The sequence below is a fragment of the Clostridium sp. AM58-1XD genome, assembly GCF_003464085.1.
Lineage (GTDB): Bacteria > Bacillota > Clostridia > Lachnospirales > Lachnospiraceae > Lachnoclostridium_A.
Genome location: NZ_QSDR01000024.1, coordinates 24153 through 49428, shown reverse-complemented (window position 1 = coordinate 49428; position 25276 = coordinate 24153). Strand labels below are relative to the sequence as shown.

General features: G+C 44.5%; 23 protein-coding genes, 2 tRNA genes and 1 pseudogene. 7 read left to right on the top strand and 19 right to left on the bottom strand.

The annotated features are described in order from the left end of the window. Nucleotides 1-2: 2 nt before the first annotated feature. From DXA13_RS14765 to DXA13_RS14725, 10 genes are all read right to left on the bottom strand, one after another. Nucleotides 3-1415, bottom strand: coding sequence for a V-type ATP synthase subunit B (locus DXA13_RS14765; protein ID WP_118245488.1), 1413 nt, complete (start codon nucleotides 1413-1415; stop codon nucleotides 3-5). A 14-nt stretch (nucleotides 1416-1429) separates the two neighbouring features. Next, nucleotides 1430-3214, bottom strand: a complete 1785-nt coding sequence (locus DXA13_RS14760) for a V-type ATP synthase subunit A (protein ID WP_118245486.1) — start codon at nucleotides 3212-3214, stop codon at nucleotides 1430-1432. Beyond that, nucleotides 3207-3824 (bottom strand): V-type ATP synthase subunit E, encoded by a 618-nt coding sequence (locus DXA13_RS14755; RefSeq protein WP_118245484.1) that lies wholly within the window; start codon nucleotides 3822-3824, stop codon nucleotides 3207-3209. The genes DXA13_RS14760 and DXA13_RS14755 overlap by 8 nt, the downstream gene beginning before the upstream one ends. A gap of 26 nt (nucleotides 3825-3850) precedes the next feature. Next, nucleotides 3851-4150 (bottom strand): V-type ATP synthase subunit F, encoded by a 300-nt coding sequence (locus DXA13_RS14750; RefSeq protein ID WP_118245482.1) that lies wholly within the window; start codon nucleotides 4148-4150, stop codon nucleotides 3851-3853. A gap of 3 nt (nucleotides 4151-4153) precedes the next feature. Further along, entirely contained in the window at nucleotides 4154-4591 is a 438-nt protein-coding gene (locus tag DXA13_RS14745) for an ATP synthase subunit C (RefSeq protein WP_118245480.1), read from the bottom strand. 40 nt (nucleotides 4592-4631) lie between these two features. Further along, nucleotides 4632-6557, bottom strand: coding sequence for a V-type ATPase 116kDa subunit family protein (locus DXA13_RS14740; protein ID WP_118245478.1), 1926 nt, complete (start codon nucleotides 6555-6557; stop codon nucleotides 4632-4634). Nucleotides 6558-6571: 14 nt separating this feature from the next. Then, nucleotides 6572-7618, bottom strand: a complete 1047-nt coding sequence (locus tag DXA13_RS14735) for a V-type ATPase subunit (RefSeq protein WP_118245476.1) — start codon at nucleotides 7616-7618, stop codon at nucleotides 6572-6574. A gap of 4 nt (nucleotides 7619-7622) precedes the next feature. Continuing rightward, the gene (locus DXA13_RS14730; protein WP_118245474.1) at nucleotides 7623-7934 is read right to left on the bottom strand and encodes an ATPase; all 312 of its coding nucleotides are present in this window, start codon (nucleotides 7932-7934) and stop codon (nucleotides 7623-7625) included. A 239-nt stretch (nucleotides 7935-8173) separates the two neighbouring features. Then, nucleotides 8174-8335 carry an SH3 domain-containing protein gene (locus DXA13_RS21950; RefSeq protein ID WP_243009159.1) on the bottom strand — a complete coding sequence of 54 codons (162 nt, stop codon included), beginning with the start codon at nucleotides 8333-8335 and terminating at the stop codon, nucleotides 8174-8176. Continuing rightward, on the bottom strand, nucleotides 8332-8979 hold the full coding sequence (locus DXA13_RS14725) for a DUF4145 domain-containing protein (protein ID WP_243009158.1): 648 nt from the start codon (nucleotides 8977-8979) through the stop codon (nucleotides 8332-8334). Before DXA13_RS14725 ends, DXA13_RS21950 begins: the two co-directional genes overlap by 4 nt. Nucleotides 8980-9181: 202 nt before the next feature. Between DXA13_RS14725 and trmB the strand changes: the two genes are divergently transcribed. From trmB to DXA13_RS14695, 7 genes are all read left to right on the top strand, one after another. Continuing rightward, the gene (gene trmB, locus DXA13_RS14720; RefSeq protein WP_118245472.1) at nucleotides 9182-9829 is read left to right on the top strand and encodes a tRNA (guanosine(46)-N7)-methyltransferase TrmB; all 648 of its coding nucleotides are present in this window, start codon (nucleotides 9182-9184) and stop codon (nucleotides 9827-9829) included. A gap of 55 nt (nucleotides 9830-9884) precedes the next feature. Further along, nucleotides 9885-10028: a hypothetical protein gene (locus tag DXA13_RS21070; protein WP_181995691.1), complete on the top strand. Its 144-nt coding sequence runs from the start codon at nucleotides 9885-9887 to the stop codon at nucleotides 10026-10028. A 19-nt stretch (nucleotides 10029-10047) separates the two neighbouring features. Next, on the top strand, nucleotides 10048-10365 hold the full coding sequence (gene trxA / locus DXA13_RS14715) for a thioredoxin (RefSeq protein ID WP_118245470.1): 318 nt from the start codon (nucleotides 10048-10050) through the stop codon (nucleotides 10363-10365). A 110-nt stretch (nucleotides 10366-10475) separates the two neighbouring features. Continuing rightward, a tRNA-Lys gene (locus DXA13_RS14710) sits at nucleotides 10476-10548 on the top strand. Nucleotides 10549-10832: 284 nt separating this feature from the next. Further along, nucleotides 10833-11000 carry a helix-turn-helix transcriptional regulator gene (locus DXA13_RS14705; protein ID WP_118245468.1) on the top strand — a complete coding sequence of 56 codons (168 nt, stop codon included), beginning with the start codon at nucleotides 10833-10835 and terminating at the stop codon, nucleotides 10998-11000. Nucleotides 11001-11573: 573 nt separating this feature from the next. Continuing rightward, nucleotides 11574-11646: transfer RNA gene (locus DXA13_RS14700), tRNA-Lys, on the top strand. A gap of 351 nt (nucleotides 11647-11997) precedes the next feature. Next, the gene (locus tag DXA13_RS14695; RefSeq protein WP_118245466.1) at nucleotides 11998-13581 is read left to right on the top strand and encodes a peptidoglycan-binding protein; all 1584 of its coding nucleotides are present in this window, start codon (nucleotides 11998-12000) and stop codon (nucleotides 13579-13581) included. Nucleotides 13582-13732: 151 nt separating this feature from the next. On the opposite strand, the gene DXA13_RS14690 is transcribed toward DXA13_RS14695, so the two are convergent. The 9 genes and pseudogenes from DXA13_RS14690 to DXA13_RS14650 form a co-directional block, all read right to left on the bottom strand. Continuing rightward, on the bottom strand, nucleotides 13733-14473 hold the full coding sequence (locus DXA13_RS14690) for an ABC transporter permease (protein WP_118245464.1): 741 nt from the start codon (nucleotides 14471-14473) through the stop codon (nucleotides 13733-13735). Further along, nucleotides 14470-15192, bottom strand: a complete 723-nt coding sequence (locus DXA13_RS14685; protein ID WP_118245462.1) for an ABC transporter ATP-binding protein — start codon at nucleotides 15190-15192, stop codon at nucleotides 14470-14472. The genes DXA13_RS14690 and DXA13_RS14685 overlap by 4 nt, the downstream gene beginning before the upstream one ends. Nucleotides 15193-15249: 57 nt before the next feature. After that, nucleotides 15250-16017, bottom strand: coding sequence for a MerR family transcriptional regulator (locus DXA13_RS14680; RefSeq protein ID WP_118245460.1), 768 nt, complete (start codon nucleotides 16015-16017; stop codon nucleotides 15250-15252). 110 nt (nucleotides 16018-16127) lie between these two features. Continuing rightward, nucleotides 16128-18392, bottom strand: coding sequence for a HAMP domain-containing sensor histidine kinase (locus DXA13_RS14675; RefSeq protein WP_118245458.1), 2265 nt, complete (start codon nucleotides 18390-18392; stop codon nucleotides 16128-16130). 7 nt (nucleotides 18393-18399) lie between these two features. Further along, nucleotides 18400-19098, bottom strand: a complete 699-nt coding sequence (locus DXA13_RS14670; protein WP_118245455.1) for a response regulator transcription factor — start codon at nucleotides 19096-19098, stop codon at nucleotides 18400-18402. A gap of 172 nt (nucleotides 19099-19270) precedes the next feature. Next, on the bottom strand, nucleotides 19271-20470 hold the full coding sequence (locus DXA13_RS14665) for a hypothetical protein (protein ID WP_118245454.1): 1200 nt from the start codon (nucleotides 20468-20470) through the stop codon (nucleotides 19271-19273). A 72-nt stretch (nucleotides 20471-20542) separates the two neighbouring features. Further along, a complete protein-coding gene (locus DXA13_RS14660) occupies nucleotides 20543-21808 on the bottom strand; it encodes a Sapep family Mn(2+)-dependent dipeptidase (RefSeq protein ID WP_118245452.1) in 1266 nt (421 codons plus the stop codon). A 128-nt stretch (nucleotides 21809-21936) separates the two neighbouring features. Next, a pseudogene (gene glgB, locus DXA13_RS14655) lies at nucleotides 21937-23852 on the bottom strand (1,4-alpha-glucan branching protein GlgB). A 71-nt stretch (nucleotides 23853-23923) separates the two neighbouring features. Beyond that, entirely contained in the window at nucleotides 23924-25267 is a 1344-nt protein-coding gene (locus tag DXA13_RS14650; RefSeq protein ID WP_118245450.1) for an alpha-amylase family glycosyl hydrolase, read from the bottom strand. Between the last annotated feature and the right edge of the window lie 9 nt (nucleotides 25268-25276).

Below are 25276 nucleotides of genomic sequence, written 5' to 3'. Positions count from 1 at the left end.
GTTTACCTGCCGCCCGCATCCGCTTTTGCGTGAGAGTCGTCGGATGGTTTGTAATACTGATCGAGAATCTTCGTGTCAATACGGTCAAGTTCCTCTCTTGGAAGCATTCCGAGAAGCTCCCAGCCAATGTCCAGAGTTTCCAGAATCGTTCTGTTTTCATGCATTTCCTGCCCTACAAAGCGGTGTTCAAATTCCTGCCCGAACTTTAGGTACCTCTTATCGATGGGAGACAGCTCGTCTTCACCGATAACAGAAGCCAGAGCGCGGGCGTCACCTACTTTGGCATAACAGGAGAATAGCTGGTTGGCTACGGACTGATGATCTGCCCTTGTAAAACCTTCGCCGATGCCGTCTTTCATAAGACGGGAAAGGGAAGGAAGCACGTTGATCGGCGGATAAACGGACTGGCCATGGAGCAGACGGTCGAGCACGATCTGTCCCTCTGTGATATATCCTGTAAGATCCGGAATCGGATGTGTAATATCGTCGTTGGGCATTGTCAGTATGGGGATCTGGGTTACGGAACCCTTGCCGCCTTTTACGATACCCGCCCGTTCATAAATGGTAGCCAGTTCACTGTAAAGATATCCCGGGAAGCCTTTTCTGGAAGGGATTTCTCCCTTGGAAGAAGATACTTCACGCATGGCCTCAGCAAAAGAGGTCATGTCCGTAAGGATGACAAGTATGTGCATATTTTTCTCAAAGGCCAGATATTCGGCAAGAGTGAGAGCTACCTTCGGCGTAATCAGACGCTCTACAACGGGATCGTTGGCCAGATTGATAAACATGGCCACGTGATCGGATACGCCGCTTTCTTCAAAGGTTCTGCGGAAGAAGTCCGCTACGTCGTATTTAACGCCCATTGCGGCAAATACAATAGCGAATTTCTCGTCGGAATTATCACCTAAAGACGCCTGCTGTACGATCTGAGCGGCTAGTTGGTCGTGGGGAAGTCCGTTGCCTGAAAAAATAGGGAGCTTCTGCCCACGGATCAGAGTAGTCAGGCCGTCGATAGCGGATATTCCCGTACGGATGTAATTGCGGGGATATTCTCTGGTCACTGGATTCAGCGGCTTTCCGTTCACGTCGAGTGTAACCTCTGGGGTGATGTCGCCCAGCCCGTCAATCGGCCTACCGACACCGTCAAACGTACGCCCCAGCATACTGGAAGAAACGCCCAGTTCCATAGGATGGCCGGTCAGGCGCGTATGGGTGTTGCGCAGCGCCATTCCTTCGGTTCCTTCATAGACCTGAATGATTGCCTTGTCTTCATATATTTCAATAATACGTCCGAGACGCTGGTTGCTGCCGTTCACCGTCATTTCCACGATTTCGTCATAGGCGGCATTTTGAACGCCTTCCAAAACGACTAACGGACCGTTAATCTGGCTTAATCCTAAATATTCAATTGCCATGGAAAGCACCTCCTTTAAGCATTTCGTTCTATGACGTTGTCGTAGAACGCATCCACCATTTGTTTGTAATCGTCAAACATTTCCGGCTTATTGTTGGGAATGTCATATTTAATCGCAATGATTTTATCGAAAATTTTATCCTCTTTTAATACAGACATCGGCATGCCCATAGAAATAAGAGCCCTGGATTTTTTGTAAAGATAGAGGATGATTTCCATCATTTTGAATTGTTTGGACATAGGAACACAGGTATCATCAGGATGAAAGGCATTTTGCTGCAGGAAGCCGACGCGGATGACCTTGGCGATTTCCAGAATCAGCTTCTGGTCGTCAGGCAGCACATCGCTGCCGATCAGCTTAACAATTTCCATCAGATTGCTTTCCTGAGTCAGGATATATACGATACGGTTCCTGTAATCCAGAAATCTCTTGTCTACGTTATCCGTATACCATTGAGCCAGGTCGATCAGGTATTCCGAATAGCTCGAAAGCCACTGGATGGCAGGGAAATGCCTTGCGTAAGCCAAGTTTTTGTCCAGTCCCCAGAAACAGCGGACAAACCGTTTTGTATTCTGCGTTACAGGTTCGGAGAAATCACCGCCCTGAGGGGAAACGGCTCCGATAATGGAAACAGAACCCTCTGTTCCGTTTAAGTTCTGCATCATACCGGCTCTTTCATAGAAACCGGAAAGTCTGGATGCCAGATAAGCGGGGAAACCTTCCTCTGCAGGCATCTCTTCCAGACGGCCGGAAAGTTCGCGCAGGGCTTCTGCCCACCGTGAGGTAGAGTCAGCCATAATAGCCACATGATAGCCCATATCGCGGTAATATTCTGCCAGTGTCAGACCGGAATAAAGGCTGGCTTCACGGGCCGCAACAGGCATATTGGATGTGTTTGCGATCAGAGTAGTCCGGTCCATCAGCGGATTTCCCGACTTGGGATCGATCAGTTCGCTGAATTCTTCCAGAACCTGTGTCATTTCATTTCCGCGTTCGCCGCAGCCGATGTAAATGATAATATCGGCATCAGACCATTTTGCAATCTGATGCTGCGTCATGGTCTTACCTGTGCCGAACCCTCCGGGTATAGCGGCCGTGCCGCCTTTGGCCAGAGGAAATAAGGTGTCCAGGATTCTCTGACCTGTAATTAACGGTTTAACAGGCGGGAAACGTTTGATCGTCGGCCTCGCCACGCGGATCGGCCATTTCTGGGTCATGGTAATATCTTTTTCGCTTCCGTCAGACAGCTGCAATGTCAGAAGTCTGTCCGTAATCTTGTATTTACCGTCCGACGCTACATCGAGGACGGTTCCTTCCATGTCAGGAGGAATCATGACTTTATGAGTGATAGCAGGAGTTTCCGGTACCTCGGCAATAATCGTGCCAGGATAAAGGTGTTCTCCTTTTTTAACGGTTATATGTGTATCCCACAATTTTTCCGTATCGAGAGAATCGACATTGACACCGCGGGAGATATAAAAGCCTCCTGTTTCTGCAATTGCCTGCAGAGGTCGTTCGATGCCGTCAAAAATATTTTTGAGAATTCCCGGCGCCAGGGTAACAGATACGGGAGAACCGGAACCTGTTACCATTTCACCGGGACGGATTCCGGTGGTTTCTTCATAGACCTGAATCGTGGTGGAACCGGAGGAAAGGCTGATTACTTCGCCTACCAGATGCTCCTTTCCCACATAGACCATTTCATGCATCTGGAATCCGGCGTCGCCTTTTACATAGACAATCGGCCCGTTGATTCCATATATGACGCCGGTTTTTACGTTAACGGCTTTATTATCCATGGTTCTCTCCATCCTTCCTGTCTTTTATAGCGCTCAGATCAAGATTAAACGTAAAATTATGTCTCGCTTCCTCCATTTTAGTAGCAAAGGAATTGTCAATCAGGATGTTCTTGGAAGGAATGACTGCCCGTATGCCTCCAAGGAAGGAATATTCGCTGACTTTAATCGTCACGTTGTGATGAAGAGCAAGGCGCGAAACCTGGTCGGCATCGCAGGGATCCATATAGATGGTCATTTCCTCGCTGCCTGCAAATTCTTTTGCCTCTTTTACCTGTTTTTCCAAAAGCTCGTGATAGGCAGGAGAATCCATAAAATGAGCCAGATAGTCTCTCAGTTCTACGAACAGCATATCTTTCAGTTCATCCTGCTTTTTACTGAGGGAGCGTTTTATGTTCAACTGTTCTATGGAAAGCTGCTTATTCAGTTCGCGCTTTATATTTTCTTTCTGGATGCGTATGCGCATCTCGGCACGGCGTTCGGCATCGGCCTTATGTTCTTCAAAGGTCTGTTCCAGAGATGCCATGTAGTCGTCCAACATTTTTCCACTTCTGGTTCTCACATCTTCCATGCAGAAATCCAGAAAGTGCTGCAGTTTTTCTTCCGTTGTCAAATCCGATCACCTGCTTTCCTAAAGTTTTATCCAATGGCTTCGTTCACGTAGTCTGTAATAAAGTTCGGCTTGCGGCCAGTTCCATGGCGGTCAGGTATTTCTACGAAAAGCGGAGTTCTGTGTGAGAGTTTCAGATCATTTATAAGATCCGGAAAATCACGGCCGAATTTTTCCGTAAGAAGTACGATGCCGATCTCTTTGTTGGCCAGAACCTTATCCAGTTCGTCCTTTAGTTCCTGTCTTTCATGGACAACAGCGCCTTCTACGCCGACAAGCCTCATGCCGGTGTAGGTATCGATGTTATCACTGATTAAGTACATTTTCATGGATTAAAGTTTACCTAAGATCATAAAGGAAATGATCAGACCATACAGGCAGACACCTTCGGCAAGTCCAACGAAGATGAGGGATTTACCAAGAATGGATGAATCCTCGCTGATGGCACCAAGTGCTGCGGAAGCAGCGGCAGATACGGCGATACCGCCGCCGACACAGGAAAGGCCAGTGGAAAGGGCGGCAGCCAGATAGCCCAGACCGGTTGCAGAAGCAGCGGAAGAGACCTCAGATGCAGCCTCGGCTGCAGAAGCGCTCCCTGTAAACATAAGAATGGAAGATACGGCCATAACGCCAAAGAACAGAACCATATTCAGCCCCAGGGCCTTTTTATAGCGTCCTTTTGATTTTTCTCCGGCAGCAAAGGCTCCGAAAGGAACAGCGATACTTAAAAGAAGTGCAATGGATAATGTGATTTTTACCAGTAATGACATAATAATAATCTCCTCTCAATCAAACAATGTTTTACAGTTATCAGGCTTTGCCGTATGGACGGAACTCTCGTCCGTCGCCGCGGTAAAAACGGCTGAACAATTCGTAATATTCCAGACGAAGTACCTGTATACCGACGATCAGGCCCTCCATACCGCAGACAAACAGGTTGCCGAGCACGACTACAATCCAGTTGATATTTCCGCCGGATTCCGCTCCGGCCAGCATGAGAACGACCTGCATCATAGCAGCATGGCTGACGGCAAAGGCGCCTACACGGACAAAGGAAAGGGTGTTGGAAAAATAGCTTAACAACACTTCGAATAATTCAAAAAAGCCCTGGACAAAAAACATTCCTTTTTCTTTTGGCATGACGTCTGCCTTCTTCTTTACGATGGCAGTAAGCGGTTCTTTAAAGAAAATCACGAGCAGCGGGAGCACAAACATAACTGCAAGAACAATTCCGGCCGGAAGTGCGTTCCCTGTCATGAACAGGAGGACGACAGCGACTACGCCTGCATAGAAAACAAGGCCGGCAGCGCCGTTTGTATCGAACCACATCTTCTCCGTGTCTCTGTTTTTATAACTGTTTATCATATTCAGAATCATGGTCAGCAGAATAATTCCCATACCGATTGCAACGGCAACGATAAAGACTGTATTCAGCTTTCCGATAAACGGAAGGTTCATCATGGCATCCGCAGGACGCAGCCAGAGGGGCTGTATGATATCTTCAAAACCAAAGATACTGCCGAACAGAAAACCAAAGATGGTGGAGAAAAATCCGCAGCAGGAGATGATAGCAGCCAGATTCATCCGTTTGGCCTTATAGAGGAGATAACCTCCGACCAGCAGGCAGAGCCCCTGTCCGGCGTCTCCGAACATAAAACCAAATAAAATCGAATAGGTGATGCCGACCAGGACTGTTGGATCAAATTCATTGTAAGCCGGCAGGCCGTACATGTTAATGAACAGTTCAAACGGTTTAAACAGTTTCGGATTATGAAGCCTGGTAGGAGGCTGGCTGATTAGGTTTTCATGATCGTCCTCTACGATGCAGAAAACGTCGGAATCGTTTTGTATTTCACTTTGAAATGCACGGGCTTCTTTTTCTTCCATCCAGCCGCACAAAATAAAAAACGTAGCTTTTTCATGGCGCGTACAAGCGGCCAGCTTGCGGACATTGAAGTTTGTCGCAAAGACGGAAAGCCTTTTGGCAGCGGCCAGGAAATCTATTTCGTGTTCCTTTAAAACCGTATGTTCTCTTAAATTCAGGGCTACGATTTCATCCTCGGCGGCTTTAATCTTCTGCTCAAGAGCTTCATTCGCTTCCAAAGGAGTTCCTTCATATTCATCCGGAAGATAAAAACGTTCAAAGTGGAGAGAAGCAAAAATGGCGTCAATTTTTTTAGAAATGGATTCGGGTACAAAATAAACGAACCAGACGTACTGGTCATCTTCCTGACATTTGTAAACAACAGCGTCAATGGTGTCATAGACATACTGATTTAATTTAGCATAGTATTCTTTTGAAACACGTCCAAATCGAAATTTAATATACTGAAAGTGAAGGATCGAACTCAGATTGTAATTCAGCTCCGTAAAGGGAGAAATTTTCTCCTTTGATTCTTCCAGTAATTTTACCTGAGATTTCAGATATTCCTGCTGCTGTGTCAGCTGGGCGAGATGTTCGTCCAGTTCCGTAATGATTTGTACGGCCTTTTCCAGCGGCATGGAGGAAATGTCAGGATCGGTATCTGATGAAAAATGATTTTTCATCTGTTCTGCTCTCTGGCAGATATCCTTATAAGGATTTGTTTCTGTAAAAGGTCTTAAGTCTTTCACAGTCCTCAGTTCTGAGAGCGCATTTTCCAGATGAATTTCATATTTAGAGAGATACTGGTCAACGACGCGGTCGATGTCTGATTTGGGGCCTGTGATGCTTAAGAACTTCATTGTTTCAATCAAGATAAAACCCCCCTTTATTGTTCTTTAATAGAATAAGAGATTATATCACCGGTACTGATGCCGTAGCGTATGCCTTCGATTGTTGTGATAATCCGGTGTATCTCCAGGTTCTTGAAATAAAAGTAAGAATTCAGGACTGCGGCAGAATAAGGATATCTGCGGCTGGTAACTGAATAGATTCGGTCCAGAATTTCTTTATACATGGCTTCCAGGTTTGGATGATCCGTCAGGTCTGCGGCGCCCAGACTGCCATAGTAAGTAAAACTAAGCAGATGAAAGAACTCTTCTGTGCTCCCGGATTCTGCAAGTTTCAGGATATCATCCTGCTTTAGACGATAGTGAATCGGGATCAAAAGAGGGCAGAGAGAAGCAGAATCCAGATGATAGTATTTCTTGGAACGGTAGATCCACTGTATATTCAATAGATCCATCTTGCTTCCAAAACACTGGGTAATAACTGCCTGTTCTTCTCGAGTAAAAAATTTATTTCTATGCTTCCAGATAAAATGAAAGTGAAAAATGTCTAACTGCATTTCATAGTCGAAAAGCGACATATGATCGCTGTTTTCCAGATTTTTAAAAGGCCTGTAATAAGGAGAACCTTCCAAGTTATCCGTGAGTTCTGTCATTGTTCTTGAAGCGGCCAGCTTTTCAGGATTCAGCTTTGAGTGAAGGCGAAAAAAATCCTGGAACATGGATAAATCCAGGGGGGTGCCGGCAGTTCCGAATATATGACGCAGACAGCTCTTTAACATCGAGATTTCGAAGTTGGTAAAATAAAGGTTCAGGAACTTGCGTTGAGGCGGAGTGGCAAACCGGTACAGTTTTTCAAAATCATGGTGAATTGACTGAGCCAGAAGCTTTTCGATTTCTCCACGGTGAAGTTCCGCATCCACGTGGGCCAAGAGCTCAGAATAGGCAGGAAGTTTTTTTAAGTATTCCTGTGCTTCTGTGACACTGGATAAAGAAGCCATTTCCTGGAATTCGTCTTCAGTGATGAAACGGCTTTCCATAGCCCGTACTTTCGTGGCAATGCCGCTGTAAGTCAGCAGATTTCCCATAACATCACTCCTTTATCATGGCTTCAAACAGTTCTTTTACATAGCGGGTGTGATTTTTATCATATAAATTCTGCAGTTGTATGATAATATGTTCAGCTTGAAGCTGTTCTTTATGAAGTTGCGTTTTCATTTCCCGTTCTACGCCGGAGCGCAGTTTATTCAGCTCTTCTGATGTCTTTTTATCAAGTTCCGCATCAAAGGCAGCGGTTTTGGCATCCATCTCTTTAGCAAATACATGTTTCCTCTTGTTGGCGTCATCCATAATGGAAGAAGCCGCAGATTCTATTTCGGAAATTTTGCTTATAATGTTATCCATATACTCCCCCTCCTTATATTAGAAATCGTAAATATGATACAATAATACTCTCTTTAATTAAAAAAAGCTATGGCAAAAAATCAATAAAAAGTGAATGAAAAAGACGTAAATTTGTATAGAAACGCTAAAATCAATCAAAAACAAAAGAAAGGCTCCATGGTTTTATACATGGAACCTTTTCTTAAGCGTTATCTGTTTTATACATATAATATGGTTGATCTATCAAAGAAATATACGGTTTATTCGGTTGTTAAAAACTCCTTGGCAACATAGGCTTCCTGTCCGTTATAGGAAATAATTGCCCATTTTTCATCATAATCTTTAATATATTCCACGGTTGTACCCTTCGGTATAAGGCCAATCCTCTGGTTATTCGTAGATGGATCTTTTCGAACGTTCAAGCATCATTCGCTTTGTAGATAGGAGCGGCGACGGTGGTTGGAGGTTCTGTCTCGACCGGCGGCGCAGTGGTTTCAGGCATCTGCTCCGTAGCTACTGTAGAAGCTGTGGTCGTTTTCGGATCTTCCTCTTTATGCCCTGGATTAAAAATTCGTATTACAATAAGAAGAAGGACGATGGCGAGAACAGGAATCATGATACGAATCAGATCCTGCGGTCCAAATCCGCGTTTCTTTCTTCGCCGGCGTGTATTGCTGCTGGTTCTGGAAGAGGTTCTTCTGCGCTGGGATGCATAGTGGTCTGCAAATATATACACTTCCTGAGAAAGAAGATGATAAGCCTGATTGGCATCGTATGCGTTGTCATTGCCTTCATGGACTGCTTTATTACCAATTGTGCGAATTTTATGGTAATGTTCACAAGTTGATTTACTGATCCATTTACCCTTGTACAGCTCGTCTATTGTATTTAAGAGATCTCCGTCTACTACGCATGCCTTTTCTGCAAGGCATCTTACCATATATTCCAAAGTCTGACGCGCCTTCACCATAGCCATGTTATACTGCTTCTGGCCGATGAGGCGTTCAGTGTCTTTCACACCGCGCTGAATTTTGTCCCAGCTGGTGATTCTTCCTGTATTTTCCATACCGTTTCCTCCTTCGCACAATTTAAAAATAATTACAAATTTTCCTATTGTTAGTATAACAGAAAATTCGGAAACTTGCACGTTTATTTTGCTAATTGTAAGATAATTGTAAAAGGAAATTGTAAAAAGGAATTACACTTGCAAAGGAAGGTTGGCAATGATAAAATAAATCCACAAAGGATAGTAAAATTGGAGGTTATACATGAGATTACGTCATATTCCGGGCGCAGAGGAGCAGATTTTGGAAAGTCCTTATGTGGTGCAGGAGCCGGAGACAAAAAGAGGAAAGTGGAATGAAGTTTTTGGGAAAAGCAGCCCGATTGAAATAGAAGTGGGAATGGGAAAAGGTAAGTTTATTATGGAGCTGGCACAAACCCATCCGGAAATTAACTATGTGGGAATTGAGCGGTATTCCAGTGTTCTGTTAAGAGGTCTTCAGAAGAGAGCTGAGTTAGAACTGCCCAACATTTATTTTATGTGCATCGATGCGAAAGATCTGGCAGATATTTATGCACCGGGTGAGGTCAGTAAAATTTATCTGAATTTTTCTGATCCGTGGCCAAAAGACCGCCATGCAAAAAGGAGGCTTACATCAACAGAGTTTATGAGTGTTTATGATAAGATTTTGAAGGCGGACGGCGTCGTGGAATTTAAAACAGATAACAGGGGATTGTTTGATTTTTCTCTGGAATCTGTCAAGAAAGCCGGATGGGAGATTCAGTACTATACATTTGACCTTCACCACAGCGAGTATGCGGAGGGAAATGTTATGACGGAATATGAGACAAAATTTGCGGCTAAAGGCAATCCGATCTGCAAATTAGTTGCATCCAGAAGTCATGAGGCTTAGAATAGAAGAATAGAATCTGCATACACTATAACAAATGATAAATATAGGTGGAAATATGGGGTTTCGTGAAAATATTTCGAAAAAACTGTCCAGCTCATACAGCGACAGAACGGAGCTTAACAGGCTCGTGCTGAGGTGGAAAAAATCATTTGATGAAGTGGACAAAATTCTAAACGGCGGAAAGAAAAAAGGGAAATAAAAGAAGGGAGATATAAACGATGACAGAGATTATTACTACGGAAAATTTTGATGGGGATGTACTTCAGTCCGGCGTCCCGGTGCTGGTTGATTTCTATGCTGACTGGTGCGGACCTTGCAAGATGATGGCCCCTGTGGTGGATCAGATTGCTGAAGAATATGCAGGCAAGGTTAAGGTTGGAAAGCTGAATGTAGATGAGCAGCCGGAAATAGCCGGTCGATACGGTGTTATGAGTATTCCAACAATTATCATTTTCCATGGCGGTGAGGTTGTTACGAAACTTGTAGGAGTACAGCCGAAGAAAATGCTGACAGGAACTCTGGACAGCCTGATCTGAAAATATTAAAAAGAGCAAAAGAAATTAATGAAAATTGTAAAAAAGTGTTGACTTTTTTCATCTATTGAGATAGGATAATGTTCGTGTCACAAAAAAGCGGCACGAACTAAGCGCCTTTAGCTCAGTTGGTAGAGCAGTAGACTCTTAATCTATTTGTCCAGGGTTCGAGTCCCTGAAGGCGCATTTGGAAAGTACTGGTTTGACAGACAGAGAGCTGTTGGGTCGGTGCTTTTTTTCGTGCAGAGAAAAGTCCCGGCCAGATCGACCAGGACTTGTTTTTGTATCTCAAAACTTTCTGCAGCCGTTCCGGATCGGGTCGCTGCAGCGAACATATTGAGATACAACTATGCGGATTTTACAAAAAATATCTGGTCCAGCCGGTAAAGGTCAGCGCCCATTGATTTTTTGTTTTTTACTTGCAAAAACACTGAATCAGTGCTGCGATAGATATATAAGGAGATGAGATCATGACCATAAAAGAAGCGAGAAAACTGGCAGGCTGGACACAGCAAGAATTATCAGATAAGCTGGGAATCCCAAAAAGAACGATACAGAATTGGGAAGCCGGCGTGAACAAAACCCCTGAATGGGCGGAAAGGCTTATCGTTGAAAAGATTCTTGACTTAATCAAATAGACAAACAGTAGATTTACCGTTATAATAAAATGGCTGTCGACTCTTTCCAGCAGGAAGGAGGTGTACATACATGTCATCATTACATTCTTTCATTATTTCGGTTACGGCAAGTATAGCTGCGTACTATATTTGCAAATGGCTAGACCGAAATAAATAAGACAGCTAGCCAAAAAGAAGCCCCATGGACTGGTACTCCATGGGGCTTCGCTTTTGTGTACATACATATCATCAAATCTTTCTTTCTGATTCAATTATATAGCATTCTCAAAAAAAAGTCAAGAATGGGAAATTTTGTGACCAAGATTCCTCTTAATCTATTTGTCCAAGGTTCGATCCGGTTTTTTCGCCATCGCAAGCATGGAAAATGCGGCAACTGCAGGCGGTTGGAATAAAATGACATTCGCAGCTTGCCGACAGAATTATGATATTTTAATCCTGGAATTTAGTTGGCACGAAGCATGATTTATTAATTAGACATTTTTAATTAAGGAAACTTTAATAAAAATATTGACATTTTTTATCTGTAGTTATATAATAATGAACGTGCCAATCATAAGGCATGTAAATAAGTAAGCGCCTTTAGCTCAGTTGGTAGAGCAGTAGACTCTTAATCTATTTGTCCAGGGTTCGAGTCCCTGAAGGCGCACTTGGAAAGTACTGGTTTTGCAGACGGAGAGCTGTGGGGTCGGTGCTTTTTTTCGCGTAAATTTTAAGCAACACATGTGTGAATGGAATTAATTGCAAGTTTTAGAGGATCCAGGCGGACAGTCCCCGTGTGGGTCCTTTTTGCGGGATTTTACTGGAAAAAAATTGAAAAAACATTACGAATAATTTACGGAATTATGAAGACTAAAAAAAGATAAAGATTATGTAAATTTCCTATTTTCTTTTAGGCATCAAATATGCTAGAATAGACACAGAGCGACCAGATTCGGCTGAAACAGGGAGGATCAGGTTGCTTTATTCGATAAACGTATGAATAAAGAGGGTAAAATCCATGAATATAAATGAATCGCTAAAGATGTACCTGCTTATGGGTACGATTGCCGCAGCAGCCTGTGTGACGGCTGCCTGTTCCGGTGCAGCAGCAAAACCGGAGGGACCGATTGTTGTAACAGCAGCTCCAGAACCAGAGGGAATCATCCCGGATATTGAAATTATTCAGATGACACCGGACGGACCGCTTTTTCCTGATCTGGCAGGTGTAGAAGCAGGTGAACCCATACCTGATTATCTGAGAATAGGTGTTCATCATCCCATTGTAGCCAAACTGCAGGAACGTTTGATGGAGCTGGGCTTTATGGACAACGATGAACCGACAGAGTTTTATGGTGAAGTTACCGTAGGAGCAGTAAAACACTTTCAGAGACAGAATGGCTTGCCGCAGGATGGAATTGTAGGCGAAGAAACGCTGAATGCAATTCTGGACCCGGAAGCAAAGTACTATGCTGTAGAAAATGGAGTATCCGGCGACGATATTCAGAAGATTCAGGTCAGACTGTATGAGCTGGGATATCTGGCAAGCGCTGACTTGGTTACCGGCAATTTTGGGGATTCAACAGAAGCAGCAGTTAATAAGCTTCAGCAGGTCAATGGACTCACCGTGGATGGTAAGGTTGGTCAAAAGACGATGAACCTGTTGTACAGCGATGAGATAAAGCCAAATATGATTGCCTATGGCGAGAAGAGTGATGTAGTTCTGGCATGCCAGAAAGAATTAAGGCGGCTGGGATATATGACTACAGAGCCGGATGGGGCGTACGGTAATGATACGACCTTGGCTGTAAAACAGTTCCAGGCGAGAAATGACCTGGTAGTAGACGGCTTCCTCGGCCCATCTACACGAATTGCACTTAACAGCCCGGAAGCAGTGGCAATGGGCCTTACCCTTGGAGAACAGGGCGAAACGGTTCAGAAGGTTCAGCAGCTTCTGAGTAAATATGGATATTTAGCATCCACAAACGTGACAAGTTATTATGGTGAAGTTACAGAGAAAGCCGTTAAGGAATTCCAGAAACAAAATGGACTGATTGCAGACGGTCTGGTCGGCGCTCAAACCATGAATACACTGACCGGCGATAATGTTAAGAAGGCTCCAAGCAAGCCGAAACCGACAAAGGAATCGACGGGCGGAAAAACGAATAACAACAAGGGAAATTCCGGCGGAGGATCTACAGGAGGAAGCTCAGGGGGCGGCGGAGCAGTCGTACATAATGGTTCAGGTGTAAGTACCTTGATTTCTGTAGCCAGGTCCAAAGTAGGAAGTCCATATGTATGGGGGTCCAAAGGGCCGAATGCATTTGACTGTTCTGGTTTTGTATACTGGTGTCTGAATCAGTCAGGAGTAAGGCAGAGTTACCTCACATCATCCGGTTGGAGAAATGTAGGAAGATATCAGAAGATTACGAATTTCGGCAGCCTGCAGGCCGGCGATATTATCGTCGTGAGAGGCCACGTCGGTATTGTAGCGGGCGGAGGACAGGTTATCGATGCTTCCTCCAGTAATGGACGTGTTGTACAGAGGAGCCTCAGCTCTTGGTGGGCCAATAACTTTATCTGCGGATGGAGAATTTTTGGCTGATATGATATAGAATCGATCCTTTCATAGAAGTAATATTAGATGGGAACTATAGAATTATATAGTCTCCGGCAATGGATGCTATAACCTGGCGGATACCAGGTATAACATCTGCTGTCGGAGACTTTTTATATTATCAGGAAATGACTGGCGGTTATTCCCACTTAAAAAGGTTGGCGGCCGCAGCGCTGCAGCAGATAAAAAGGATAATAAGATAAATGACAGGGGCCGCACTTTCCAGGGGAATTCCCAGAGAAGCGGATTTTAAAAGCTTGATAGCCTGGGTCAGAGGAAGGATATCGGATACCCGTTGGAGTGGGAGTGGCATAATTTCGTAGGGCAGCGTTGCGCCGGAAAAGATCATCATAGGAAAATAGAGTATGCTCGCTATTATTCCGGCAGACTTTAAGTCGGGGGCTGTTCCGCCTATTACCAGTCCGATGCTGAATATTGACATCATAACCAGCAGATAGCTTAGAAAGAATAACTTGGCTGATCCCTGCATGCGGTATCCAAAGAAGGCTGCTGAGCAGCTGTAAACGAGGGCCAGTGAGACAAGAGCATAAAGGGCATAGATTGCAGAATGTACACACAGTAGCAGTACAGGGCTGACTGGTGTAACCTGAAAACGCTTTAATATTTTTTTCTGCCTGTATTCAGATATGAGCAGAGGAAGTCCCATCGCTCCTCCGGCACAGATAGAAATGGATACAAGCGCGCCGAAGGACTGTTCCAGAAAGGTATAGGATGCTCCGGAATAAGCAGGAGAATTTCCATAGATCATGCCTAACAGTATGACCATTACGACCGGAAAGATAACTGCAAAAATCAGCATGTCCAGACCTCGCAGAGATAATTTCAATTCAGTTTTCATCAGTGTAAGAAATCGTTTCAATTGTATTCCTCCTGTTCTGTAAGCCATAAGTATGCTTCCTCCAAAGTGCTGCGCGGGCTGATATTGACAGCCTCTCCAGGAGCGCCTTCAAAGACTGCAGTGCCTTTTTTTAAAATCAGAATGTGATCACACAGCGCTTCAACCTCATCCATAAAGTGAGATGTTAAAACAATGGTCATTCCATTCTGCTTCATGGACTTCAGGCAATGCCAGACATCACGGCGTGCCCTGGGATCCAAACCGGTCGTCAGCTCATCCAGAAACACAATCTGTGGTTTTGGTATAAGGGCAAGAACGATGAACAGACGCTGACGCTGCCCGCCTGAGAGTTCGCTTACGTAATTATACATTTTTTCATCCAGGCCGAATTGATGAAGCAGTTCCTTAAAGTCGGCAGAATTCTGATACAGGACAGCCGTTTCTTTACAGAGCTCATCCACACGAATTTTATCCGGGAAGCTGCATTCCTGAAATTGTACGCCAATATGCTGAAACAGCATCCTTCTGTCCGATACAGGGTCCATGTCCATGATCGTGACAGTCCCGCAGTCCGGTTTTCTTGTTCCTAAAATACATTCCACCGCAGTACTCTTTCCAGCTCCATTTTCACCTAAAATGCCAAAAATATGACCAGGTTCTACTGAAAAAGAGAGGTTTTGAAGGGCAGCAGTACTCCCGTAAGATTTGCTTATTCCATTGACTGTTATTATCGGCTTCATTTGTGTACCTCCTTAATTGTTGATAATAAAAGAATAACACCAGTCAATAGACTGGTGTTAAAGTGGAGGGTTTGTATTGAGTTTTTTTATCACGTTCTCGATCAGACCGTAAATCTGTTTGAAATTGCTTTCTGCATGAGAGAGGGAAATCAGCAGACTGTCACATGCAGTAAAAATATCGTCGCCCTCGGCGGGAGTATTAATGGCCCTGCGGATATCTGTATCAGGATCAGCTGAGAGCGCCTGCAGCATACGCAGTATCGCAGCCAGAGAATAGTTTGCACAGCGCAGAGAGCGGATTACTTTCAGACGCCCGATATCCGCAGCCGTGTATACCCGGAAGCCGTTCTTCATCCGTTTAACCGATAACAGCCCGTTTAATTCCCAGTTGCGGAGCGTATCGATTGTGATTCCGAGATATTCAGCAGTTTCCTTCCTGGTAAGACTGACAGAAGGGAGCGTAGGACTGCCTTTTCCATCTATCAGATCTTTCGTAATCTGTATTGCCTCTTCGGCATGGACACGTTCCTGTTCAATCTGATCAAGATAAATCTGAACCATTTCGAGCGCCGTGGAGAAATCACACTGACCAATCGTTTTCACGATTTCAACGGCTTTCTTTCTCAGACCATTCTGAAGAACTTCCACCTGAAATGCCAGGCGTACCATGGTAAGCTGCTGGATATGCAGTTCAGTAAATATACGGTATCCATTTGCCTTTCTTCCCGGAGCCGATATAAAATGCAGCTGTTCATAAAGCCTTACAGTATTGGGATGAACTCCGATTAGTGCAGCCGCTTCTGACGTTGAGTAAATTCGTTCCATTGGTTTTTCCTCCATCGATCAGATGATTATATCATAAAAACAAATTCCGGTGTTATAGTGGAGGGTTTTGATTACAGAATTCGTCTGCAGCCAGAACAGAGCCGTTTTAATCACGTATTTGAGGAGTTCTTTTTAATGGGGAACCGAACCTGAGCTTTAAATAGATCTCCGTCAATGTGGAGGGTGAATACACCATTCTGGAGCTGTGTAAGGCTTTTGGCAATAGAAAGTCCGAGTCCGCTTCCTTCCGTCGTTCTGGCCACATCTCCGCGGACAAAACGTTCGGTCAGTTCATCCGCATTGATATTCAGAGGATTTGCTGAGACATTTTTAATGGTAAATGCAGCCATGGAACCATCTTCTGATTCTTCCAGATCTACATAAATCCGGCTTCCTTCCATCGCATATTTGAATGCATTGTTATAAAGGTTTTCAAGGATTCTCCAAAGTCTCCGGCCGTCTGCTTCAATGATGATTCGTTTTTCCGGGATAGAGGTAACCAGCTCCAGACGCCGTATTTCAAATTTTTCTTCAAATTCACCGTTGGTCTGATAGATTAGTTCTGAAAAATCAATATCTGTGAACTCCAGCTGCATATTTCCGGAGCTGGCCTTTGAAGCCTCTACCAAGTCCTCTGTCAGTGTTTTCAGACGCTGTGACTTCTGATCCAGGACATTCAGATAATCCTGAATCTTAGGATTCTGAATCTTTTCGCGTTTAATTAAATCTACATAATTGATGATGGATGTCAGAGGCGTCTTAATGTCATGGGAAACATTTGTAATCAGGTCGGCTTTCAGACGCTCGCTTTTTACCTGTTCCTGAAGGGCCGTTTCCAGGCCGATTCCTATGTTGTTAATACTTTCAGCCAGCACCTTTTCTTTTCCTGTGAAAAGGGAGGTATCGATCTGGTAGGACGTATTTCCTGAGGATATGCTTTTGACGGCATCGTTGATTCTGTCCTGTTCCCATGCACTGTGAAACAGCATATGAAATCCCCACACGTCGAGGAGGAACAGGAGTGTTCCAAGGACTGCGGACAAGGCCATTCCAGTCGCTCCGTCAATATAGAATGCAACCAGAAAAACGCCGCCCCACAGGCAGAAATTCATGACCAGGAAAACGAGATAATATACAGCAAAACGCACAGTAAACCTGTGATGCAGAAAATACAGGGATACTTGTTTGCGGAAATTGCGGAACATACTGTTGGACCACAGCGTTTTTGCATGGTATCTTCTCAATATGCTGAATCCTTCAATCAGACAGATAATATAGGTAATGCTTAAATGCACGACCATATCGATATAATTCCAATAAGGAATACTGAAAAGGGTGTGCAGCAGTTTACAGATTGTCTTATCGCTTAAATAAGTAAAAAACAATATGCTGAGCAGGCTGAGAATCACACTTCCTTCAAAGGTGACTTTATCCAGATAGATCAGCTTCTTTACGCGATAAGAGGATACGATCTGATAGAGGGTAATCAGGGTGCCCAGCAGGCCTACAAGAAGACACAGCAGTCCAATAATGTAAAATACCCGCATGCGGTGAAATGAGGCATTTCCTGCTGAATAGGCATCCACCGCCGGATAATTCGTATCGACAGCTACAATCGCGTAGTAATTATTATTTCCGTAAGGATTGGATGATTCTGCGGAAACGGTCATTTCAGCCGGAGGATTCGATAAATTGGAATCAAGAGAGAGGGAAGAACCGCTGACAAAACAGTACTTTCCAAGGGCTTTCAATTCATCGACAGTCTTATCAGGCGCATTTGTATAAACGCTGGCTTCCGTGTCGGAACGCTGGTATCGAATCTGAAAATAAATATTCGACGGCTGTTCCATCATAAACTGAACGACCTTGTAATAATCACCTAGGCATGTAAGCGTTTCTTTGGACAGGCTGTCCATGGTGGAAAAAATGTCTCCAGGGCCGGAATAATGTTCATTAGGCTTGTAGGCTTTCCAGTTTACCCTGATATTGACCTCCGAATTATCCTCTACAGGAACGCCAATGACGTTCTTATTCTCGTCCAGGGAATACCCTCTTGTCCTGGCATAACGGACCAGTTCATCCAGAGTGAATATCTCTTCTTCATCCGGTGAGTTTACATAGGAAATACCGGCTATATTTTTATTGAGATCCAGTGTTCCGTTCGTCTCGAAAACATCTCTGTAATTGACATAATCAAAAATGTGATGAATATCGAGTTTCAGCTGTTCTTCAAATGGTTCTGAATTTTCATACTTTTCAGAGGAGAGCCAGGACAGGCCGCGCCCGTAATTGGAGTTTACAAACATCAGCCCGATTCCTAAAAGAGCGAAGAAAATAAAGGCAAAATGAAGAACAAGCATTATATGTTTTTTCATAGGCCACCTATTGTTTCTCTATTTTATATCCGACGCCCCAGACGACCTTCAGATAGCGAGGCTCCCTGGGATTAATCTCAATTTTTTCACGGATGTGACGGATATGTACTGCTACGGTATTGTCTGCACCGATTGCCTCCTCATTCCAAATCTGCTCATAGATTTCATCAATAGAAAATACTTTTCCCGCATTCCTGACCAGAAGGAGTAGAATATTATATTCGATTGGCGTCAGTTTGATAAGCTCGTCATCCACAGTGACTTCTTTGTTGTCATCATTGATCTGAAGGCCGCCACATTTGAAAATGTGCTCGTTTTCCTGCTGCTGGTTGATGTTGCCGAGCAGAGTATAGCGTCTGAGCTGGGATTTGACCCTGGCTACCAGCTCCAGGGGATTAAACGGCTTGGTGATATAGTCGTCTGCACCAATATTGAGACCTAAAATTTTGTCATTGTCCTCCGATTTTGCTGAGAGGATAATGATTGGAATACTGCTTGTTTCCCGCACTTTTCTGGTCGTGTGGATTCCGTCCAGACCTGGCATCATGACGTCCACAATCATCAGGTCTACCTCGTTTTCTTCCAGCAGGTCAAGCGCCTCATAACCGTCATAAGCCTTAATTACATGAAATCCCTCACTGGAAAGATATATATCAATTGCATCGACGATTTCTTTGTCGTCATCACAGACAAGAATATTCTGCATGAGAAGTCCTCCTTTTCTCTAGTGTTCGTTCTGTCAGATACTATTATACAACGATATGGCTTCCGTATCAAAACATTTTTCCGTAATTTGGAATTAGAAAAAGGGTACTGCCAGCGTCGGAGAACCGATTATTGGCAATACCCTTGTCTGTTTTATGAAATTGTGGATTTAATTACAGCATTCCGATAAAGATACCTGCGATAATTACGGAAGCGATCGTAACTGTTACGAAACCGCCGACCAGCATCTTTGGAAGTGTCTGCTCGATCAGGAATTCTCTTTCATCAGCATCTTCTGTTACACTCTTAGCGGACTCATGTGTGAGCATGAAGTTCTGAGGGAATCCATACAGTGCGTTCATGGCGATAGACCATGCCATTGCAGGAGACTCATGAAGTAACTTGCCGACAAAGAATACGATTACGTACATACCTGCAATACCGAAGAACAGGATACCGATCAACGGACCAATTAACTGAACAACCATTTCCGGTGTGGAACGGTTTAAGTCAGCGAAGATATAGCCTAACAGTGCTGTCATCAGGAAACCGAAGGAGTTAGCCTTATTCAGGGTCTTCTTCTCAACGAAACCGATCTCAGAAGCGATAACACCAAAGATCAGACATACAACGAGTTTATGAATTGTAAAGGATGCGCCCATTGCTGCAAGGCCTTTGTTCAGTGCTGTAGCTGTGAAATAAGCTAACATAGCAACGAAGCCAAGACGAAGGAGCATAAATGTATTGGACTCATATTTCTCAGGTACAGGAGGAATCACACGGAACTTGCCTTCTACTTCGCCGCCTTCTGCCTGCTCAACACGTTTCATCTGGCCGGAACGGTACAGATTTAAGAGTCTGCGGTCTTCTTTCTTTAACATGAAGGATGTTAAAGGATATCCAACGAAGCCCTGTCCTACGTATACGAGGATTGGAAGTACGATTAAGTCTTCAAGGCCTTTTTCCTTAGCAGCTTCACCCATTAAGAGAGTAGCTACGGTACCACCGGTTAACGGAGGTGTAGCGATGAATGCGATGTCGCTTCCAAGAACCATTCTGCCGATAGTCATACATCCGAGAACGATACCTACAAGACCTGCACATGCGATCACAACGGTTCTCCACTGCTCGATCAGCTGTTTTAAGTCAAGCATGGTTCCCATGTGAGTAATTAACAGATACATAGCCAGCAGGGAAAGACCTGCAAAGCCTGAGGTAGTAACAATATCCTTTGGAAGGACTGTCCAGAAACCTACCATGAATAACAATGCCTGTACGAATACAGACGGAATAACTGCCTTTGTAGCAGTTGAGATTGTATCACCGATAACCAGGATAGCAACGATGATAGTAAAGCCAATAATAATTTCCATAAGGCTTTTCCTCCTTCATTTTTGCGGTACTTTTTGTTTAGTGAAGTACCTGATTTATGTCCCCTATAAAATTTAGAGCTGTTCCATAACGTTTGCAAGAATCTGATATGTGAGAAGCATATTCTCATAGTTCCAGCATTCGTTTGTCTTATGATTGGTATTCTCTTCTCCAGGAAGAAGCGGTCCAAATGCAACAGCATTTTCAAATGTTCTGGCATATGTGCCGCCGCCTACGGAAATCGGTTCGTCATCGCGGCCGGTGCAATCCTTATAGACGCGCTGAAGAGTAGTTACCAGTTCGGAATCCTTTGGCACATATAAAGAACCAAGGACAAAGTCACACTCCGCCTTGAATCCAAGAGGAGCAACTTTTTCATTAATTGCTTTTGTTACATCTTCCGGTGTGAATGTTACCGGTACACGGATGTCACATTTTACTTCTGCATGATCAGCGGTAACAACAGAGATCGCAGGATTTAAAGTGAGCTTTCCAGACTGCTCGTCTTCAAAATCAATGCCCCAGCCCTTTGTATCAGCGATTTCCATCAGCTTAACGAATGGGTGGTCAACGCCGTCGGCAGCCAGTTTCTTGCAGAGTTCTCTCGTTGCATTCAGGCCTAATTCAGGACGGGAAGCGTGAGCAGCTCTTCCTTCGGCTTCGTATGTTTTGCCGTCAACTACAGCACTTGCAGCAGCAGGAACGATGTTGTATGTTTTTCCGCCTTCCAGGCTGATCGGTTTCACGGAAGAATCCAGATCGCGGGATACGGTTACATGCAGGATTCCCTTTTCTGCGTATGTAGAAGGATAATCTCCGTCAGGAGAGAAGGAACATACAGGAAGTTCTTCTGTCTCGCGGTAGCGTTTCATACATACCCATGCGCCGCTTTCCTCATCGCCGCCGACGATAAGACGTACGCGCTTGTCCTTTAATTTACCGGCATCAACAAGAGCTTTTAATGCGTAAAGGCTCAGGATCGTAGGCCCCTTGTCATCACAGATACCGCGGCCGTAAACTTTTCCGTCAAGCAGAGTTGCGTCGAATGGATCAGCCTTCCAGCCGGTTTCTTCTACAGGCACAACGTCTACGTGGCATAAATTGGCAACAAGTTTCTCACCTTCTCCGGCTTCAATCCAGATGGAATATCCATCCAGCATTTTTGTTTTGAATCCCATCTTTTCAGCAAGATTCTTAACATACTGCAATGCATTGTAAACACCTTCCCCCAAAGGCATTTCATCAGTGACCGGTCCACAGTTGTGGTTGACCGTGTGGATCTGCATCAAGCCACGGAGGTCCTCAAACATTGCTTTCTCGTCTAAAGGATAGTTAATCATTATGGTGCCTCCTTGAAATATAAAAATTTTATAAAATAATTCTTTAGTTTATATTACCAAAGGGTGAACAAAAAAGCAATATCTTATTATAATTTTTTGACAATAAATTAATTTGTTGCTTTAAATGGTTAAAATTTAAAAACTGCTGTACCATAAGGAGGCAGCGGGTACTGGAACGAATAAGGTCTGCCGTCACATTCCTGTTTTTTGGAGCGGTAAACGGGCGCGCCTTCGCCTCGGTGGTACATTCCATGAACATTGTCCAGCACAAGAGTAAAGTTTCCGCGTTTAGGAACACCTACACAGTAATCCGGCCTTTCTACAGGAGTAAAGTTGCAGATTACAAGAAGATTCTTTTTGCCTGTTTCGTCTTTCCTGACATAACTGAAAATGCTTCGGTCACCGTCATTGGCGTTGATCCACTCGAATCCGTTCCAGTCGCTGTCAAGACGATAAAGAGCAGGATACTGGCGGTAAAGCTTTAAAAGGTCACGCACATAATTCTGCAGATCACGATGGAGGTCTTCATTTGCCAGATACCAGTCCAGAGAGACTTTTTCATCCCACTCATGCCACTGGCCGAAATCCTGTCCCATAAAAAGCAGCTTTTTGCCGGGATGGGTCATCATAAACGTGTAACCTGCTTTGAGATTGGCAAATTTATCATCATACTCGCCCGGCATTTTATTGATCATGGAACATTTTAAATGCACGACTTCGTCGTGGGAAAGAACCAGAATAAAGTTTTCACTGGCAGCATAAGTCATGCCGAATGTCATCTTATGATGGTTGTATTTCCTGAAATAGGGATCCAGTTTCATGTATTCCAGAAAATCGTGCATCCAACCCATATTCCACTTGAAAGTAAAGCCCAGACCGCCGTCTTCAGGTGCGTGGGTAACCTTCGGCCACGCGGTAGATTCCTCTGCGATCACCATGGCGCCGGAACCTCTTTTGCTCACAATGCTGTTCAAATGCTTGAAAAATTCAATCGCTTCCAGATTCTCATTTCCACCGTTCTTATTGGGAATCCAGTTGCCGTCGGTACGCCCGTAATCCAGATAAAGCATGGAAGCGACAGCGTCTACACGAGGCCGTCCACGTGGAATTTTTCAATCCAGTACAGGGCATTGGAAATGAGAAAATTCTTCACTTCGTTTTTGCCGTAATCAAATACTTTTGTCCCCCAGTCCGGATGCTCCCCCTTCTTTGGATCGGCATATTCATAAAGCGGCTGACCGTCAAAATCTGCCAGTCCATGGGCATCTTTCGGAAAATGGGCCGGAACCCAGTCTAAGATCACCCCAATTCCCTTCTTGTGAAGATAGTTAATCAAGTACATAAATTCGTCTGGTGTTCCGTATCGTGATGTTGGCGCAAAATATCCGGTAACCTGATAGCCCCAGGAGCCATCATAAGGGTGCTCTGCAATGCCCATAAGTTCCACATGGGTGTATCCCATGGAACTCACATAATCCGCCAGTTCTTTTGCGACCTCTTTATATGTATAATATCCGTCTTTTTCCGGCCTGTTCTTTTTGCGCCAGGAACCGATATGGACTTCGTAAATGCTCATCGGCTCTTTTACATGTTCCGTTGTCTGCCGCTTTTCCATCCATTTTTCATCTTTCCAGCTGAATCCTGAGATATCACCTGTAATGGAAGCGGTGCCCGGCCTGTATTCTGCCGTAACGGCGTATGGATCCGCCTTAAAAAGAATTTTTCCGGAAGTCGTAGTGACTGCAAATTTATAAAGCTCTCCCTTGCTGAGATTCGGTACAAAGAGTTCATATATGCCGGACTGTTCCAGCTGTGTCATAGGATGACTGTCCGGATCCCAGCCGTTGAAATTGCCGACGACACTGACGCTTTCCGCATGAGGCGCCCATACGGCAAAATAGTACCCGTTTTTACCGCGGAGTGTCTTTGGATGAGCGCCCAGCTTTTCATATATCTCATAATGAGTACCATTACCGTACAGATAACGGTCTACTTCTGTAATAAAGCCTGTTCCAACTTCTTTCTTTTTCTTTGTTCGTCCCATAGTGATTCCTCTTTTCTGTTATTTTTTCGTAACTGTTCAAAACATGAACGGAAAGCTCAAACAAATGAAAGTTATTCCTCCTGTGGCTGGAGAAGCTGAAATATCTGTCCGCTGCAGGCTTTTAAAACGGTGTTAATCCGTCCCTCTTCGATAGGGAACGCTTTTCCACTCATAAGTTCCAGCGCTTCAGAAAAACTGCCGGATACCGGTATGGACAGGCTGCATTCCGCCTCGTCATTGTTAACAGCTGTAATGACTGTTTCTTCATCTCCGGTTCTGGAAAATGCATATTGACGGTTCGTAAGGAGAAGTTCCTTGTAAATACCATTATGAAATGCCTCATGCGTCTGGTGGATACCGGCCAGTTTGCCGATCTGTTCTGTCAGGTCGCAGTGCAGCTTTTCAAATTCGTCCGGATGGATAGCCGGTCGAAGCATATCGTCGCATGTACTGGTGCGTTTTCCCGGTATGGCCCATTCCCCGCCGTAGTAGACGGACGGGATGCCAGGCAAGGTAAACAGCAGAAGATATACCGGAAAGAGATGATCGCTCAAAGTCAGTTTACTGGCTATACGGTCTTCGTCGTGGTTGTCTACGAAGGTGTACAGACTGCGTCCGACAGCCTCCAGACGTCTGACATTGTGGGCGATTTCAAAATAGTTGTGATCGTTATACCCGGAATACAGGCTCTTATGTAGCTCATAGTTTGTCACGGAATGGAGCATATCCGGATTTACCCATCGGCTGTATTCGCCATGAATGACTTCTCCCATGAGCCAGAAATTATCTTTCATGGCGGATGTGGCGGCACGCATTTCTTTCATAAACTGAAAATCCAGTACATTCGCGCAGTCGAGGCGTATACCGTCGATATCAAAGGTATCGATCCAGAACCGGATAACGTTGAAAAGGTATTCTTTAACTGCCGGATTCTGAAGATTCAGAGCGGGCAGATCGGAAATTCCATGCCACGCTTCATAGCCAAAAGGATCTCCCATTGGGCTCTGCCAGTCGAAATTGATTCCTTTGTACCAGTCTTTATAGGGCGAATCCCATTTCCTGTCCTGTATATCCCGAAATGCGAAGAACTCCCTTCCGGTGTGATTGAATACGCCGTCTACGACGACTTTGATTCCGTCCTCATGGCAGAGGTTTACAAATTGAACAAAGTCGTCGTTGTCTCCCAGCCTTCTGTCGGTCATTTTATAGTCCCTCGTATCATATCCATGGGAAGAGGATTCAAATAAGGGGCCGATATAAACGGCAGTGCAGCCAAGAGCTTTGATATGGGGAATCCATTTGTTCAGTTCCTCAAAACGATGGGTAATTTCCTGGCTGTCGTTGTGTTTAGGCGCTCCAGTCATACCAAGGGGGTACATATGATAAAATACTGATTTTTCATACCAGGTGTGCATAATTTTAAG

Excerpts from the sequence above, each read along its gene's own strand:
- DXA13_RS14765 (WP_118245488.1), bottom strand. The coding sequence starts at position 1,415 with ATGGCAATTGAATATTTAGGATTAAGCCAGATTAACGGTCCGTTAGTC.
- DXA13_RS14760 (WP_118245486.1), bottom strand. The coding sequence starts at position 3,214 with ATGGATAATAAAGCCGTTAACGTAAAAACCGGCGTCATATATGGAATC.
- DXA13_RS14750 (WP_118245482.1), bottom strand. The coding sequence starts at position 4,150 with ATGAAAATGTACTTAATCAGTGATAACATCGATACCTACACCGGCATG.
- DXA13_RS14745 (WP_118245480.1), bottom strand. The coding sequence starts at position 4,591 with ATGTCATTACTGGTAAAAATCACATTATCCATTGCACTTCTTTTAAGT.
- DXA13_RS14735 (WP_118245476.1), bottom strand. The coding sequence starts at position 7,618 with ATGGGAAATCTGCTGACTTACAGCGGCATTGCCACGAAAGTACGGGCT.
- DXA13_RS14730 (WP_118245474.1), bottom strand. The coding sequence starts at position 7,934 with ATGGATAACATTATAAGCAAAATTTCCGAAATAGAATCTGCGGCTTCT.
- DXA13_RS14725 (WP_243009158.1), bottom strand. The coding sequence starts at position 8,979 with ATGGAAAATACAGGAAGAATCACCAGCTGGGACAAAATTCAGCGCGGT.
- trmB (WP_118245472.1), top strand. The coding sequence starts at position 9,182 with ATGAGATTACGTCATATTCCGGGCGCAGAGGAGCAGATTTTGGAAAGT.
- DXA13_RS21070 (WP_181995691.1), top strand. The coding sequence starts at position 9,885 with ATGGGGTTTCGTGAAAATATTTCGAAAAAACTGTCCAGCTCATACAGC.
- trxA (WP_118245470.1), top strand. The coding sequence starts at position 10,048 with ATGACAGAGATTATTACTACGGAAAATTTTGATGGGGATGTACTTCAG.
- DXA13_RS14705 (WP_118245468.1), top strand. The coding sequence starts at position 10,833 with ATGACCATAAAAGAAGCGAGAAAACTGGCAGGCTGGACACAGCAAGAA.
- DXA13_RS14695 (WP_118245466.1), top strand. The coding sequence starts at position 11,998 with ATGAATATAAATGAATCGCTAAAGATGTACCTGCTTATGGGTACGATT.
- DXA13_RS14685 (WP_118245462.1), bottom strand. The coding sequence starts at position 15,192 with ATGAAGCCGATAATAACAGTCAATGGAATAAGCAAATCTTACGGGAGT.
- DXA13_RS14680 (WP_118245460.1), bottom strand. The coding sequence starts at position 16,017 with ATGGAACGAATTTACTCAACGTCAGAAGCGGCTGCACTAATCGGAGTT.
- DXA13_RS14675 (WP_118245458.1), bottom strand. The coding sequence starts at position 18,392 with ATGAAAAAACATATAATGCTTGTTCTTCATTTTGCCTTTATTTTCTTC.
- DXA13_RS14670 (WP_118245455.1), bottom strand. The coding sequence starts at position 19,098 with ATGCAGAATATTCTTGTCTGTGATGACGACAAAGAAATCGTCGATGCA.
- DXA13_RS14665 (WP_118245454.1), bottom strand. The coding sequence starts at position 20,470 with ATGGAAATTATTATTGGCTTTACTATCATCGTTGCTATCCTGGTTATC.
- DXA13_RS14660 (WP_118245452.1), bottom strand. The coding sequence starts at position 21,808 with ATGATTAACTATCCTTTAGACGAGAAAGCAATGTTTGAGGACCTCCGT.
- DXA13_RS14650 (WP_118245450.1), bottom strand. The coding sequence starts at position 25,267 with ATGCACACCTGGTATGAAAAATCAGTATTTTATCATATGTACCCCCTT.